Source organism: Streptococcus azizii, from assembly GCF_001984715.1.
In the GTDB taxonomy this organism is placed as follows: Bacteria; Bacillota; Bacilli; order Lactobacillales; family Streptococcaceae; genus Streptococcus; species Streptococcus azizii.
Window position 1 is genome coordinate 83101 of the sequence record NZ_MSPR01000005.1, and the last position, 16682, is coordinate 99782.

A 16682-nucleotide genomic window follows, 5' to 3' on the forward strand; every position below is an offset into this window, starting at 1 on the left:
GGGTGAGTATCCCAGAGTATTGTTAACATTACTAAGAACTTATTACATAGTTATTCTACCTTATTTTGAACTGCCTTTCAAGGCTTCTTGGATCTTCTTGCGTAAGAAGCCAGTCCTCCATTCTAGGACTAAGCTAAGAAGGAAGCCCCCAAGGAGGGTCACCACTACAGCACGTCCTTCCCCTGTACTTGGTAGGAAGCCTCCCTCAGGAGTCTTGTTCACCCGTTTTTCAGTGATGATCTCCTCTTTCTGGCCGTCCTTGTCTATGATGTGTTGCTTGGCCGTGTTGGTGATATCCGTTCCTGCTGGCACATCTTGCTTGACGGTCGCTGGAATTTCCACTTGATAATAGACCCCTAGGTCAAATTGAGCAGTATCAAGCACCTTGATCTGACCAAGGGGTTTCTTGACCGCATCGATTGGCTCCACCCGAATCTTGCCATCCTTATCTGTAATGGTGAATTGTTGGGTCACCTCTTGACCTGTCGCCTTGTTGTAGACCTTGATAGCTTTCGTATCAATGGTCACATAGCGCTCATCGTAGTCATCTTCGATACTGACCGTTTGAAGCAGGCTCTCCTTGTCAAATGGAGTGGTATCCATCCAGACTTGATAATGGAGGACGGTTCCTGCCTTGACTTCTGTTGTATTGATATTTTCTGCTTCATTGTTATTGGTCTTATCTTCGTAGGGATCCTGATTGGTCTCTTGGTAGCGGTCTGTCAACTCGCTGTCATCATCCAAGAGTTTGGTTCCCTGAATGTCCACACCTGCCTGCTTAAGGACAAACTTATGGGGTTCAACCTGGGTCTTCTTCACCTTGTTCACCCGCTTCTGAGTCGGCTTTTCAACCGTCTTTCCTGGAGTATCTCCGTCTGGCTTATCGCTCTTAGGCTGTCTGTCTGGATTCACCGTTGTCACAAACTGGCTGGCCACATTTTCAATATCGCTTCCAGCTGGAACATCCTCCTTGACCGTCACAGGGACGTCAAACTTATAATAGCGACCAAAGGCAAAGCGCTCAGTATCAATCACCCCATCCTTGAGCAGGTCCTTCTTGCTTTGAATGGTGAGAGTACCGTCCTTATCTGTGATGTCAAAGAGTGTGGTCACGTCCTCTCCCGTCTTGCCATCGTAGCCCTTGATGTCCTTGACAGAGAGGGTGACGTGTTTTGCATCATAGGAGTCCGTCAAGCCTGTCGCTTGGATGAGCTGCTCTGGGGTGAAGTGAGTCGTATCGAGCCAGAGCTGATAAAAGAGCTTATCGCCCCGCTTGACCAGCTTGGTATTGAGGTTTTGGGCCTCGTTATTATCCGTTTTATCCGCATAAGGGTCTTGGTTGGTCTCTGTATACTCATCTGCCAGTTCATCATCGTCATCTAGGAGTTTATCACCTGTGAGGTCAAACTGTGCTTCTGATAAGTCAAACTTCTCTGGTTGGAAGTCGGGTTCTTCAGGAATGAGTTCAGGTGTTGGATTGTCCTTAAAGGTCATCCGAGATAAGGAAATCACTGCATTACTTGAGGTAAGAGTCCCTGCCAACGTTCCAGTCACATTGGCATTCTTTTCCTTCTGGTCATCTGACTGACTAAAGGTTCGGGTCGAAAATGGCTTAGAGCCATCTGCCTGCTTAGAAGCCGTAATAGTATAGAGGTCTGTTTTTTCATCATAGCTCATGTGGATATAGATCGGGTCAATCTTCTCATAACCAGCTGGCGCTTCCACCTCTTCAATCTTCCAGTCCCCATAGAGAAGCTCTGTCGTCGCAAAGCCATCTTCCTCCTCTTTGATGGTCGTAGTAAACTCCACGGCTTCTGCCTTGGTATCACTAAGTGGACTGGCCTTAAAGGTGACATCATTGATACCTGAGTGGCTGCCGTCTCCCTTGCTTTGGGCAATCTTTTGAATGGAAATCTTTGCCTTGATGATTTGTTCGAGGGATTGGGTGCTTGGAGTGACGATGTTCTTGGTCGCATCATCTTTCTTTTCAATGGTAAAGATATGTTTCTTGCCATCAAGGGCATAACCTTCAGGAGCGTTGGTCTCCTTCCAGTAGTAGCTACCTAGGGCGAGGTTGCCCACTGCGACAGTCAAGTCCTTATCATCCACATTCAAGACCACATTGTCTCCATTATCCACTTCTTTTCCGTTGAGAATAGAGGTCTTGACCTTCTCGCCTTTTAAGAGTTTTGCATTTGGGATGTCTGTCCACTTGACCGGAGTATCTTTCTTGTGGCTCGCAGATCCTGTTGTATCTTCTGCATAGTAAAGAGTATACTCCGCATGCTTGAGAACACCTTGACCTTGAGGGTTGGTCGCTGTCTCCCTGTCCCGTTTTTCAAGGGTATTTTCCCCCTTGATTTCATCATTGGTACCAGACACGGTGATTTCAAGTGTCCCATCTTGCTTGAGACTGGCGGTTTGGCTGGTGAAGGTCTTGGCAAACCCAGCGGAAGCCGAGACTTCTTCTACCGTGTAATCCCCCAGCTGCATATTTTCCACCAGGGCCTCTCCCTTGATGTCCGTTGTCACCTCATAGACCTTTCCCGACTGCTTGTTGGTCAGCTTGAAGGTATTTCCCAGAAGGGAATAATGTTGATTCCACAAGTCAAGGGCTGATTCTGTCCCCTTTTTGACAACTTTGACCTTTCCTGTGATTTCATCATTGGTGCCGTTAACTGTCACCAGTTGGTCCTCTTTTCCATTGACAGTGGCTTTGGGCGTTTGGGCGCTGAGGGTAAGCTCTTGGGCTTGGAAGGTCTGATAGAAACCAGTAGAGGACTGGATTTCTTCTACCCTATACCTGCCAAAGGGAATGTCCGTCAAGGTGACCTGTCCCTTATCATCGGTAGTTCCCTCAAAGGTGACTCCGGTCTCCTGATTGGTCAAGCGAAAGACATTGCCCTTCAGTGTGTAGAGACTGTTCCACATGTTGGTCCCAGAAGCTGTCCCTGTCTTTTGAATGGTGACTGAGCCTTTGGAATCTGCCTTGACCTTGAAGCCCATATTACCAAAGAGACCTGTGACGATATCCAAGTGGTCTCTACGACCATCTGTATAGGCATAGCTTACATAATTACTATTAAAATTCTTAAAAGCTACATAAGCTGTCGGTAATAATTGAGTCGAGTCTGCATTCGTAGCAATAGAGGAGTTAGTCACTAGACCACCTTCTGATATGGAAAGATTCGTATCCGGTCCAACAATATAGGCTAATGCCCCCTCTTTACCAAGTGTTGCTCGTTGGCTACCGTCAATATCGGATACTTTGATAGCCATCAGAATCTGTTCATTTGGAATGGCTTGTTTAGTATCTTGACGTACCAATGTGGCAGTATAAGCAGTCCGTTCGATATAGCCTGGATTCCGTCCGGTTCCTCCACTAACTGAACCAGATGAACCACCTTCTGTCGTTCCACCAGAACCGGTGGAGATGCCCCCTCCTGTTGGAACAACAACTCCAACCGTGATGACCGACCCTTGGTTCTTAATAGCCATGGCCACATCCTTATTGGACCAGCCGTCATCCCCATGTTCAACATCTTCATGTGTAAGCATCAAATCAACAGGAATCTTCTCTCCTGTCTCAATATCCGTTACCGTCCCAACATTGGTCACGGCAAGGGATTGACCGGGATTAAGATAAGCACCTGTATCCTCCTTGACAAAGCCGTCCTGTTGGAGGAAATGGCTGATATTGGTGCCAAAGACATTGTGAAGCGTGCCTGTTTGGACACCACCTACTCCCTTAACCTCGGTATTGGCATTCCATTGGATAGTGTCTGCGACATATTTGACGCCGTTTAAGTTCTTGTCCGCTAAGAGAGAGTCCACAAGAGCCTGAAACTCTGGCGAGGACATGTTGGCGGTATTGGCTTGGACAACAGGGACACCGTTTAGCGTCCCAATTTGTCTCCCATGTTCTATCTCGGTGGCTGTGACGACTCCCTGATTCCAGGGAGCTTGTGGGGCAAGGCTAACCATTCCTGCCCCCGTTAAGGCGACCCCTGCACTCATCAGGGCAAGGGTCCGTTTCAATGTCTTCTTCCCGCTCTTCTTGCGATTGCGGTAAGAAGGGGTTTGAGAAAAATTCATCTAATGATCTCCTTTATTTCATTCTAAGTAAAAAGGTAGCTATTGAGCTACCCAACCGTCTATTGATTCCCCGAGGGGGAGCGAGCTGAAATCATATGCCCTCCTTTAGATACCAAAAAAGACAAGTGCTGGACTTGTCTTTTGTATTTATTAATAATCCCATACTCGATTCGGATCGCTCGCTCTCCGTTCTGCCTCATCCGCTTGTTGCTGGATTTGTTCTTGGGTCAGCGCCTGTTGGGGTGCTTGTGGAGATGCAGGAGCAGGGGGTGTATAGGTTTGGGCTGGAGCTTGTGCTTCTCCCCCTGTTTGAGCCGGGGCTTCGTAGACTGGTTGAGCTTCTTGAACCTGTGTCTGGGCTTGTGCCGCCTCCTGTTGAGCTTGCGCTTCTGCGGCTGCCTGAGCGGCCCGGGCTGCTTCTTCTGCCTGAGCTTGTGCTGCTTGTTGGGCTTTGGTATCCATCGCACTCTTAACAAGGTTGATTCGGTGTTGGAGCTTGTCCTTTTGGTCCTTGTTGGTGACCTTGTCTACTGCTGTTTGAGCAGGAGTGACCTTCTCATTCACCTGGTCCTTTTCAAGGGCTGATACTGCCTCTTCTGCCTCTTTAGCCAGTTTTACCTCGGCCTCTTTCTTCGCAAGAGCCGTTTTCACTGTGTCAACTCGCTTCATCAACTTGTCCTTAGTATCGCCGTCTTTTAGCGCGTTGACGGCAGTTTCAGCTGTCGAGACATTCTCTTTCACTGGATTGTCTTCTAGGAGCTTAACTGCCTCCTCCGCTTTCTTGGTAAGTGCTGTCTCCTTGTCTACACTGGAGCTTGAACTGCTCTGTGTTGTGCTTGGAGTAGGAGCTGTTTTCATGCTTGGTCGGGTAAGGAAAAATCCTACTGTCAAAAGCACGAGAGCCAGTCCCGTTCCTGCTAGCATGCGTTGAGTTTTTGTCGTTTGTTTGAGGGTGTCTAGTACTGTCTTTTTCATCATCTCTTCTCACTTTCTCTTTACAGTTATTCTATCATATTTTCCTTGGGAAATATAGGGGTAAGAGAAAATTTTTTGTTTCTCTTACTACCTATAGCTACTTTCTACTGTTTCCTCTGGTAGCCTTTGCCTGTTAGACGCAGTACACTCTTTTTTCCTGTGCCTTCTCGTCTAGCAACCAAGACACCGTTTGATAGAATCGTGCGGATCTGTGAGTACAGACTGGGATAGTCGTACATGACTTCCACCTCTTCTAATGTGCCTGCAATATAACCTTTTTGTGAAATCGTTCCAAAACGTGGGTATAATTTCACGGTTCGTCCATCCACAAGGCGGGCGGTTACTCCACCTTGTCGACCTAAGCTACGTAAGTCAGCAATCGTGACTTCTGTCTCTCTTTTGATTTGATTCATGTTGTTCCTCCTAGTAGCGAATCAAAGGCGCTTCACGCCGTGCTGTGAAAGGACGTATCCTTTCATCGGTATTTTCTCATGCACAGTTTATAGTCTAGGAACTGCGAACTCCTTCAGCTTATGGTCTGTGACCATGCTTTTACGTTAGTGTGACCGGACTAGATATCTCTTTCTAGCTACTTCACCACCCTTTTCTTCTTTTTATCCTTCGTCACGCTCTTAGGGGGGTGGGGCTATTCAGTTGTCAAGGAACGCATACTCGTCAAACATCTCACTCTAATGTTGTTACAACAAGATACAAAGGGCGTGTAAAAAGCGAATGAAAATTAGGAAACATGACGAAGAAGTCAACTGAGAGTTTGCTCTGGCAAACTCCTATTTCCCGCCTTCAAAGGTATACCATACCTTTGAAGCTAGGAGTATTTATTCTCGCTTTCCGATTTCTTGGCTCGGGTAAAACTGATCCACTGGATTAGTTTTATTGTCAGCGAGTTGTAGCTCGAGTTCAATTCACCGAGACTCTTGACAACGCATCCTATTGATTTTTAAAGAGTATAAGATGGAAGATGCTGGACTGTTAAGAAAGGTTCTAAAAGCCTGAGTCTATATGTTTAGAAATGAGGGGAACTCTTTGACTTTCCCCCCTCCCCTACCTTTGGTTTCGTCTGGCTAATCCCTCTGTGCCATAAATACCTGTCCTTATATTTATTCGTAATTCCTTATACTAACGAGTCATATTTGGGTAAAATAAAGTCATTACGTGATTATGTTGATAAAAGGCGCGTCACCCCAGTCCTTCGAGCCTTGAAAAAACAAGGCTTTGCCTTCTACATTCCCTAAAATAAACGAGACATTCATAGTCTCACTTGATTTTCTGGGTAGTTTCATATACACTAAAGATATAGAAATCATACTCAATGAGAATCAAAGGCAGGCTGAGAAACTTCAAGAATTGAACTCAGCTACAATTTGCTAACAAGACGATAGCAATAATCACGGAGGTAACATCATCCAGTGGATAATTTAATCATTGAATTCGTTCAAAGCGCCATATTCAATGCTATTATCCTTTTAATCCTTGAACAGTATGAGCTGGCTTGCAGAAATTCTCGCAGAGCATAAGGAGGTTAACTATGCTAATTGGAATTCCAAAAGAAATCAAAAATAATGAAAACCGTGTGGCTCTGACACCTGCTGGTGTGCAAAGTCTGGTTGCCCAAGGCCATCGAGTCGTAATCGAAAAAGGTGCTGGACTAGGGTCTGGCTTTACAGATGCTGACTATGAAGCACAAGGAGCAAAGATTCTCCCTACAGCTCGAGAAGTTTGGGCCAGTGAATTAGTCGTAAAAGTAAAAGAGCCTTTGGCTGAAGAATATGGCTTCCTCCGTAAAGACTTACTCCTCTTTACCTATCTTCACATGGCAGCAGCACCCGAGTTGGCAGATGCTATGCTGGCAAGCCAGACGACGGGGATCGCTTATGAAACTGTAACAGACAATGGTCAACTCCCACTCCTCACACCGATGAGTGAGGTGGCAGGTCGGATGGCTGTTCAAATCGGTGCCCATTTCCTGACCAAACAAGAAGGAGGGTCTGGGGTCCTTCTAGGCGGGGTTCCCGGGGTCCCTAAAGGAAAAATCACCATTATTGGCGGTGGAGTAGTCGGTACACATGCAGCACGAATCGCTCTGGGACTTGGCGCACAGGTAACTATTCTTGACATCAGTGCAAAGCGTCTCTCGATTTTAGAAGAAGTCTTTGGAAATCAAATCCAAACCCTTATGTCCAATCCTTTCAACATTGAGGCGAGCGTCAAAGAGGCAGATGTCGTCATTGGAGCAGTCCTACTGCCGGGAGCAAAAGCACCAAAATTAGTAACGGAAAACATGGTCAAACAAATGCGTCCAGGATCTGTCATTGTAGATGTGGCCGTCGACCAAGGCGGGGTTGTTGAAACAGCTAACCATGTGACGACCCATGAACAGCCTGTCTACGAAAAGTATGGAGTTCTTCACTATGCTGTTGCCAATATCCCTGGAGCTGTTGCCCGTACTTCTACCATTGCGCTCACTAACGTAACCCTACCCTATATAATTAAACTGGCAAATCAAGGCTTCAAAAAGACCATGTTGGAAGATGCTGGTTTCTGCCAAGGGGTAACAACATATAAAGGCTACATCACCAATCCAGCTGTCGCTGCTGGTCTACAGAAAAGCTATACAAATGTTAAGGAGCTCCTATAAGTAATATTTCCCTTCCTTAATACTAATAAAAAAACAAAGATGGATAATCAAAAAACAGAAATCCATCTTTGTTTTTTTTATAGTCTTTTAGTATTTGCTTCACTAGGTGGGAGACTTGTGGAGGTTAGTGATGAAACGAGGGAACTCGTGCCAATAGCTGCAGGTTGTTTCAACAGTCTAATGGCTGTTGAAGGTTGGAAATCATACTGACGATAGTCAGTAACAATCGTAGAGTACGGCAAAGTGAGTTCCAATAATTCGGGAGACTGAAACAGTTCGGTGAACTGTTTCAGTCTGAGCCTAGAAATTTGAGAGCGAAGTGGGCAAGGTTGGAAATAGGGAAACGGAGTTTCAAACGACCACTTTTTTGATGAAAGGTGGTAGGCTGAAAACCTCCACTGGAGCTTTTCACTCGTCGAAGCAATAGAAGATACACTAATTTTCTAACTGTGTAGACAATATGTGAAGCCCCATTTATCACACCGAGGATTTAGATCCTTTACAAAACAAAAGGATACGTTGTCAACCTTTCACTCGTCAAATTTCCTATTTTGCTGTAGCCCTTGTGAACAGTGTTCACTTATGGATATGGAAGAAACTATCCAGTGGAGAGCTTCTTAGATATTAAGGTACACTTTGAGTTTTTTCGAGCTTTGTATCCTCATCTACTGTTGAGGTTTAAAGAGTATTGGATGGAAGTGCCGAACTCTAAATACAGGTTCTAAGGATGTACTAAATGAAAACTGAACGGCTCTCTACATCCTGTCTTCCAGAACGCGCTTCCCACGCTACTTTTCCTCCTCTACTTCATAGGCCTTGATAATGTCAGCAACAACAGGGTGACGGACCACATCTTTAGCGGAAAAATATACGAAGTCAATCTGAGAAACGTTCTTCAGCTTTTCTGCCGCATCAACCAGCCCTGACCTAACATTACGTGGCAAGTCAATCTGACTACTATCGCCATTGACAATCATCTTGGAATGAAACCCAAGTCGGGTCAAAAACATCTTCATCTGCATAATCGTCGTATTTTGAGCCTCATCCAAGATAACAAAGGCGTTTTCCAAGGTTCGACCACGCATATAAGCCAGGGGAGCAATCTCGATAATCTCACGCTCCATCAATCGCGTCGTTTGCTCCTTACCCAGAATCTGGTATAGGGCATCATAAACGGGACGAAGGTAGGGGTCCACCTTTTCCTTTAAGTCCCCTGGTAGAAATCCTAGACTCTCACCTGCCTCCACCGCAGGGCGCGTCAAGATAATCCGTTTGACCTGTCCGCGCTTGAGAGCCATTACCGCAAGTGTCACTGCCAGAAAGGTTTTTCCTGTCCCTGCTGGCCCAATCCCAAAGACAACATCATGATCCCTGATACTATCCACATACATCTTTTGCCCCAATGTTTTCACACGAATGGGCTTGCCGTAGTGATCCTTGATAATTTCTTCTTCATATAACGCTACAAATTTCTCAATTTCATCATTTTTAGCCATGGAAATAGCCGTCACCACATCAGGTAGCTGAATCGTCAGACCACGGTTAATTAAAACCAGTAAAGACTGGATGATGAGACGGACCAACTCTATATCAGCTGATTCACCAATTACCTGTACTACTTCTGTACGGGCATGAATCACTACTCCCAATTCCTGCTCTAGCAGGCGTAGATGACGTTCATTTGCGCCAAACAAACTCAGCATGTCATCTGGATGAGACAGGCGAATATCGATTGAATGTTCTTGCAATAGCTTGCTCCTTTATCGCTCTTTTTTCCATTATACCAAAAAAATGCCCCTAGGGCATTTAGACTGAAGAAAAAGTCTATTTTCTTCAAAACGCTTATTTTATTATGCTACTTTACTTAGGTAGCACGGACGGCAGCAACTCCCTACGGGATTTCATGCCTAGATTTTGAGACTAAGTCTCAAAATCTCCGAACACCAGAAACAGAACGTTTCTGGTGTTTTTTGCTACGGCGTAAAGTAGCGGTTATGGGCTCGCTTCGCTCGCCTTTTCACGAAGAGCTAAAAGCACTGATACTATCCTTCGATGTTGACATTGACAAATTTTTTCAGAGATACTTTGTCTACAACCTGAAATGCTCCTAGGCATTTTTTCATGAACGAATACTCAATAAAGCAAGCGAAGAGATTCGTTTAGGCTCCTTTCTCTATGCCTTTCCATCTCTACGATTTTAGTCGTTTTCACTGACTCTAGTTGCCCTTGCAAGAGCATTCACCTCAATGGTCCAAATACTCTTCCCAAATGCGATCAAAATCGGACATAGAGAAGGTAAAACTAGCTTTTTCTTCTAAAAAACGACTCACTTCATCAAATTCATCTGACTGCTTAGGAAAGTCTGATTCCGCAAAGACTAGATCTGCTAAGACTGCTACAGCCTCATGGCTTTTCGGATTACGCTGGGTCATCAGCCAACTGTAAAAACTCTTTCTCACAACAGCCTCTCTTACCTTCTGCGCCGACGGCGTGAGCGAAATTCTGTCTGCTCTTCACGTCTTTCACGACGCTTTTTACTCTTTCGAGTCGCCAAAATAAAGGGGAGGGCAATTAGAATCAGGACAACTGGGATGAGAAAAGCATACCAATAGGTAGTCACTAGCTTCTTCCAGCCAGCTGGCGATACTACAGCTGCTGCTGTAGTGCTAGAGGCTTGATCAGCCGTAGCGCTGGAACTTGACTCAACAGTCGTAGTATCTGAAATCAAGGGACTAACAGTTTCCAAGCCATTATTGACCCGCAACTGATTATTTTCAACTGTATAGGTCGGCTCTTGTCCACGTTTCACCGTTGCATAAACATCAGAAGCTAATTGATAGGTTTGACCATTGATTGTCTGCTTACCAGCAGTCAATACCTTTTTATACTCATAGTCTGCATAGGCTTTTTCAAGCAAGGCATTTCCAAATGGATGGCGATAGTATTCTCCATCTTGGTCAGACCAGTCACCAACTCCCATAATCAGGCTAATCAAGCGTTGCTCGCCACGTTTGGCTGTTGCCATGTAGTTAAAGGCACCACGTGGACTAGATCCTGTTTTTAGACCGTCCACCCCCTCTATTCCATATTTAGCGCCTGGAAGTGAGTAGTTATAGGTTTCAAAGGTCTCTTCATAAGGTGTTCCCGCCTTGACGGTTACCACAGGATGCTTTGTATATTCTAAAATACCAGGATAATTTTTCAAAAAATGGTAGGCAAGAATAGATAAGTCTCTGGCTGTCGTCTGATTCGCTGCATCATGATTGTACCTCGTTGGATTGAAGTAACCTTGAAAAGAACCAGCTGCTGCTCCACTCACATTTGACCAATACGTATTGGTCATGCCAAGTTCCTGTGATTTGGCATTCATCATATCCAAAAAAGCATCTGGATCATTGTTTGAAACATAATTCGCCAACATCACAGTAGCTGCATTGGACGATGGGACCACTGTCATGGTAATCAATTCACCAATAGTATAGTTGACACCTGCGACAATCTTATTATTTGAAATTTCATAGATTCCTGCGATTGCTTGGTCAGTAGCAGTTGCTGTGATAACCGTATCTTCAGTAAATGTCCCTCGGCTCATCGCTTCGTAAACCAGGTAGAGGGTCATCATCTTACTCATACTCGCAGGATCACGCACTTCATCAGGATTGTCTTGCCAGACAATATCACCAGTATTTCCATCAATGATAATCGATGACTTCGGACGATTGATTTCTTTGACATCATACCCTGCTGCGCGCGTAATATCCATCAATTCATCTGCCCAAACTGGGACTGACACAGCAGATACAACCAGCACCAAACACCATGCTACAAGTTTCTTCACTCTCCAACTCCTATCTTTCTTAACTACTCCTACAATACATGCAAGCAAACATTAGCCCTAGAGCAACTCTGTCCCCAGTTCATCCTGCTTGATTTTTCCTGCCTTCATCAAACCACCCAAGGCTTTTTTAAACTGACCTTTGGAGATACCGAACGTAGCTCGGATGTCTCCTGGCGAAGAATGGTCATTTAAGGTCATAAATCCACCCCTACTCTCCAAATAAGTCAGAATCATCTGCGCATCGTTTTCTAACATCTCGAAAGAACGTGGTTTAACAGATAAATTCAAGGTCCGATCCACTCGGCGATAACCGATAACCCGCACCTGCAATTCTTCACCAAGACGCGGCTCTGTAAAGCGTTCCGTTGGATGAATAAAGCCCAACATATTCTGGTCTGGTAGATAGACAAAGGTTCCCGTTAATTTCAAGCGATAGACAATAGCCCTAAGGTTTTGATTTTGCATATTATCATAGGCAGGGCCAGCCAAGCCTTGAAAATCTTCCTGAAGGGCAGGCAAAGCCCAAATTCGATCTTTTTTGTCCACATCGTAGCGGACATAGAGCTGGTCACCTTTTTTAGGCCACAATTCTTTCAAATCTGGCAGAAAATCAAGAGACATAACGACCTGCTTATCCGGTAAACCAGTATCCACAAAGACACCTAGGTCACGACGCACCTCAGTCACCTCTCCCCAGCCAAAGCTCGAGCGAGTCGCAGCCACCTCTTTTGTCGTCATGCGAGGTCTTTGCTTCATATCCGTATAGACAAATCCTTTGACAGACTCACCTAGTTTATGGGGTCCCTCTTCTTTTGCAAGAGCAAAGGTCACACCCTCCTTTTGAACAAAGTAAAACTCCTTGTTCTCATCTGTTACCAGACCCTTAATAATGGTTGCTAATAATTGATTCATTTCATTCTTTCTATTGGTATAGCCGTCTAGCCTATACTGAATATCGTTTACTATTTCCCCTAGACAGTGCGGACGGGAGTAAACTTCTTTGGCGCTTCATCCCTCATTGTTGAGCCGCCGTCTCAAACATCCCGTTCCGACAAGCACCTAGTGATAATCTGGACTACCACTAGGCTGGGAAATATCTTCAAAGAGCCTGCTTTGTTCACTACCTATTTTTGTAGATAGCAAGTGATGATAGTCTTTTCGTTATACAGTTAGGCATAGGTGGCACGCCTGGTCTGTTGTTCATACTCTATAACTCTGACGAGGCAATGAAACCACAGGTAGTTACAAGATACAAAGGGCGTCTAAAAAGCGACTGAAAATTAGGAAACATGATGAAGAAACGTTTGAACACCTAATTGACCTCGCTCTTTCGTTTTTAGGCTCAGGTAGAAATAGTCACTCCCCTGACTATCTTCGCTTCTTATTTTCTAGGCTCAGGTAGAAATAGTCACTCCCCTGACTATTTCTATATCCCAAAGGGATTCTCAGCTGTAATTGGCTAAAGCCAAAACAGCTGCCTATCTTTTTCACACAGAGTTTAGGGCGTGTTCAATTAAGATGTGAGGACGTTAAGAAAATGGAAAGAAAAATAGGGAATTGGGGCAGGTGACTCAGGTCAGCAAGCCGATTCATCCACTAAAGGGATTCTCAGCTGTAATTGGCTAAAGCCAAAACAGCTGCCTATCTTTTTTCTAACATTTTTAGTCCGAACTCAGTTACACATAAGATACAAAGCCCGTAAAAAACTCAAAGTGTACCCCTAGGGCATCCGTATCCGTAAGTGAACATTGTTCACAACGGCTACAGCAAAATAGGAAATACGACGAGCGAAAAGCTCCAGGGGAGGTTTTCGGCTTATTTCCTAGCCTTCCATTTTCTTGACTCAAACTTCTGTGGTCACTTTCTTATTTCTAGGTGACCGTTGAAACAGTTCACCGAACCTCTAGGCTCACTTTCTTGTTTCTAGGTGACCGTTGAAACAGTTCACCGAACTGTTTCAATCAGCAAGGTGAGGTAAGGATGTCCGAGTTTGACTTTTGACAAGTATCATCCCATGGCACCAAAAAGGCTAAGGGATTTCTCCCCGCCCTACGAGACCTTAGACTTCTAAGAGTTCTTTTTCTTTCTCCGCAGTCATCTGGTCAATTTTCTTAATAGCATCATCGGTGACTTTTTGAATTTCTTTTTCCAGTGATTTTAACTCATCTTCTGTAATTTCTTTAGCTTTTTCGGCTTTCTTGGCTTCATCCATCGCATCGCGTCGGATATTACGGATAGCCACCTTTGAATTTTCTCCGACCTTCTTCACTTCTTTAGCCAAATTTTTACGGGTTTCCTCTGTCAAAGCCGGAATGACCAAGCGGATCACTGTTCCGTCAGATTGAGGGGTCAAACCAAGGTCAGACGCGTTGAGCGCTCGCTCAATATCTTTCAGGATAGACTTGTCAAATGGCGTAATCAATAGGACGCGGGCTTCTGGGACAGTAATCCCTGCTAATTGATTGAGCGGTGTCGCTGCTCCGTAGTATTCGACTGAGATACGGTCTAGCAAACTGGCATTAGCACGACCAGCACGAATATGGCTAAATTCACGCGCCAAACTTTGATGCGACTGCGCCATACGCTCCTGAGCTTTTGAAATAATTTCCTTTGTCATAAAATCTCCTTTACTTCACTTCTTTGTTATTGGAAACAGTTGTTCCGATTTGCTCTCCAAATACCACACGTTTGATATTTCCAGGCTCATTCATATTAAAGACGACGAGGTCAATATCGTTGTCCATCGATAGGGTAGAAGCTGTTGCATCCATAATCTTCAAGCCACGACTGATGACTTCACGGTGGGTCAACTCATTGAATTTTACCGCATTTGCATCTTTCTTAGGATCAGCATTGTAGACCCCATCTACCCCGTTTTTCGCCATTAAAATCGCATCTGCTTCAATCTCAGCTGCCCGAAGAGCTGCTGTGGTATCCGTTGAAAAGTACGGAGAACCGATACCTGCACCAAAAATCACGATTCTTCCTTTTTCCAAATGGCGCAAAGCCCGTCCACGAATATAAGGCTCTGCGACAGATTGCATCGCAATAGCTGTCTGCACACGCGTATCCACACCCACTTGTTGCAGGGCATCCGCCATCACCAAGGCATTCATGACTGTCCCAAGCATTCCCGTATAATCTGCCTGCACACGGTCCATACCAGCTACTGCTGCAGGCTCTCCACGCCAAAGATTACCACCACCGATTACTAGAGCAATCTGAACACCGGAAGCAGCCACTTCTTGAATTTCCTGAGCCATTTTCTGAACGGTTGGAATATCGATTCCAACACCACGTTCACCAGCCAAGGCTTCTCCGGATAACTTTATCAGAATACGTTCATATTTTGGTTTCATCATCTTACTCCTCTATTCTATCTCTATCATTCTATCATAAAATTTTCATTTTATGTAGTCTCATGGACAGAAAGAAAAAGAAAAATCTCCCGAGAGAGACTTTTCTATGATATATGTAATTTTTTACGTAAACGAGAGGCCCGTGTACCGATCAATTTATCCAACTGGCGGGTCTTCAGAGTTAGATAACCATAGATTAGAACGCCGACGGAGCCAGCCACAACGATATGGATGACACTCGCAGTCCGACCAACTGGAGGAAGCACCCTACTGAGACCAAGCTCCAACATCCAAACAACCACTCCCATCACTAGGGAAACAATTCCTATCATCACGGTATCCTTCTTGATGGCTTCCTTTTGAACCGACACCACCTGCTCGACACGATGATAAATCAAAAGTGTTGTCACCGCTAATCCAACACCTGTTGCCCATAGTGGTCCATAGGCCTGGAAGAGATAAATAAATGGAAGCTGAATAATTGATTTCACTATGATACCGATCAAAAAATATAGGATCGCTTTTTGATTCTCAAAAATCGCTTGAATCACAACACCGAACAAAGCGTAGAGCCCCTGTAAGAAAATAAGGAGTAAATTTACCCTAAATAGGCTGATGGCTGCATTTTCAGCCGCTCCATAAAAGCTCACATAAAGTGGTCGAGCTAACAGGATTGTCCCTAGAATAGCTGGAATGATAAAAATAAAAAGCATCTGCACATTGTCTGTTATCAAGCGAGAGGTTCCTTTCAGGTCCTTTTTTACAAAACTCTCTGTAATCATCGGAATCGCAACACTTCCCAGAGAACTCGTGACCCCAATGATAACCATGGTAATTTTGCTCGGATTTGATAACATATAAGAATATAGGACAAGTAGTTCTTCCTTTGTAAAGTCGGTGATAAACTTCATAACATTTACAAAGGTTATCTGATCGATAAACTGATAAATCTGGAAAGCTGATCCCAAAATAATAATCGGTACAGCCTCTTTTGCCGTTTCCAAGACCAGAGCTTTTATATCAATGGACACAGCCGAATCTGGCTTCTTCATAATACGGCTAATGTAGCCTTCCTTATGCAGGACATAAATCAAGTAACCCACACTCGCAATCATTCCGATGAAAGCTCCGAGAGTCGATTGGATGACCGCTTCCAAATAATCACCGGAACCGAGCTTCATAATATAGAAAGTTCCTGCTAAAATCCAGATAACCCTGACAATCTGTTCGATAATCTGGCTAATGGCATAAGGTTTCAAGTCACTATGGCCTTGGAAAAATCCACGCATGATACTCATGGCTGGAAAGATGAAGATAGGAGGAACCAGGCTATACATGACCGGCGTCAGTTCTTCCCTTGCACCCGATAGCCCTGCCAAGGTCGGAGAGAGAAGGTACATGATCCCTGCAAAGACAACTCCCAAAAAGAGCATAAGTTTAAAAAACTCACGAACCAAATAGTAGGAAACCTCCTCTTTTTCCAACACATTATACTTGGCGATTTGTTTGGCAACCGCAGTTGGAAGTCCTACCGTTGAAATCAGAAGAAAATTTGCATATACTTGATAGCCCATGTTAAACAGGGCATTCGCTTCATTTTTATGGCTGCCTAGCCACACAAACCAAGGGATAACGTAAATAAGCCCCAGGAGGCGACTGATAAAATTTCCAGCTGTCAACCAGGCCATCCCTCTGACCATCGTTTCTTGCTGCCTCGTCTGCTTTGTATTCTCTGCCATTGTATCCACTTTCACCTTTT

Annotated in this window: 11 protein-coding genes; 1 reads left to right on the forward strand and 10 read right to left on the reverse strand. The window is 44.7% G+C overall.

Going from position 1 to position 16682, the window contains the following annotated elements; genetic code table 11:
- Positions 1 to 60 precede the first annotated feature (60 nt).
- From BVE84_RS03880 to BVE84_RS03890, 3 genes are all read right to left on the reverse strand, one after another.
- Positions 61 to 4095 (reverse strand): SpaA isopeptide-forming pilin-related protein, encoded by a 4035-nt coding sequence (locus tag BVE84_RS03880; RefSeq protein WP_076995775.1) that lies wholly within the window; start codon positions 4093 to 4095, stop codon positions 61 to 63.
- 150 nt (positions 4096 to 4245) lie between these two features.
- On the reverse strand, positions 4246 to 5073 hold the full coding sequence (locus BVE84_RS03885; protein ID WP_076995776.1) for a hypothetical protein: 828 nt from the start codon (positions 5071 to 5073) through the stop codon (positions 4246 to 4248).
- A 101-nt stretch (positions 5074 to 5174) separates the two neighbouring features.
- Positions 5175 to 5483 carry a hypothetical protein gene (locus BVE84_RS03890; protein ID WP_076995777.1) on the reverse strand — a complete coding sequence of 103 codons (309 nt, stop codon included), beginning with the start codon at positions 5481 to 5483 and terminating at the stop codon, positions 5175 to 5177.
- A 1133-nt stretch (positions 5484 to 6616) separates the two neighbouring features.
- On the opposite strand from BVE84_RS03890, the gene ald reads away from it, so the two are divergent.
- The gene (gene ald, locus BVE84_RS03895) at positions 6617 to 7726 is read left to right on the forward strand and encodes an alanine dehydrogenase (RefSeq protein ID WP_076995778.1); all 1110 of its coding nucleotides are present in this window, start codon (positions 6617 to 6619) and stop codon (positions 7724 to 7726) included.
- Between the two features lie 788 nt (positions 7727 to 8514).
- Here ald and BVE84_RS03900 read toward each other — a convergent pair.
- The 7 genes from BVE84_RS03900 to BVE84_RS03930 form a co-directional block, all read right to left on the reverse strand.
- The gene (locus BVE84_RS03900) at positions 8515 to 9474 is read right to left on the reverse strand and encodes a PhoH family protein (RefSeq protein WP_076995779.1); all 960 of its coding nucleotides are present in this window, start codon (positions 9472 to 9474) and stop codon (positions 8515 to 8517) included.
- A 495-nt stretch (positions 9475 to 9969) separates the two neighbouring features.
- Complete coding sequence (locus tag BVE84_RS03905) at positions 9970 to 10185, reverse strand: YozE family protein (RefSeq protein ID WP_076995780.1); 216 nt, start codon at positions 10183 to 10185, stop codon at positions 9970 to 9972.
- 11 nt (positions 10186 to 10196) lie between these two features.
- Positions 10197 to 11564 (reverse strand): DUF1958 domain-containing protein, encoded by a 1368-nt coding sequence (locus BVE84_RS03910; protein WP_076995781.1) that lies wholly within the window; start codon positions 11562 to 11564, stop codon positions 10197 to 10199.
- A gap of 57 nt (positions 11565 to 11621) precedes the next feature.
- The gene (locus tag BVE84_RS03915; protein ID WP_076995782.1) at positions 11622 to 12476 is read right to left on the reverse strand and encodes a CvfB family protein; all 855 of its coding nucleotides are present in this window, start codon (positions 12474 to 12476) and stop codon (positions 11622 to 11624) included.
- A gap of 1147 nt (positions 12477 to 13623) precedes the next feature.
- Positions 13624 to 14181: a ribosome recycling factor gene (gene frr / locus BVE84_RS03920; protein WP_076995783.1), complete on the reverse strand. Its 558-nt coding sequence runs from the start codon at positions 14179 to 14181 to the stop codon at positions 13624 to 13626.
- A 10-nt stretch (positions 14182 to 14191) separates the two neighbouring features.
- Complete coding sequence (gene pyrH / locus BVE84_RS03925; protein WP_076995784.1) at positions 14192 to 14926, reverse strand: UMP kinase; 735 nt, start codon at positions 14924 to 14926, stop codon at positions 14192 to 14194.
- 101 nt (positions 14927 to 15027) lie between these two features.
- Positions 15028 to 16662 carry a putative polysaccharide biosynthesis protein gene (locus BVE84_RS03930; RefSeq protein WP_076995804.1) on the reverse strand — a complete coding sequence of 545 codons (1635 nt, stop codon included), beginning with the start codon at positions 16660 to 16662 and terminating at the stop codon, positions 15028 to 15030.
- Between the last annotated feature and the right edge of the window lie 20 nt (positions 16663 to 16682).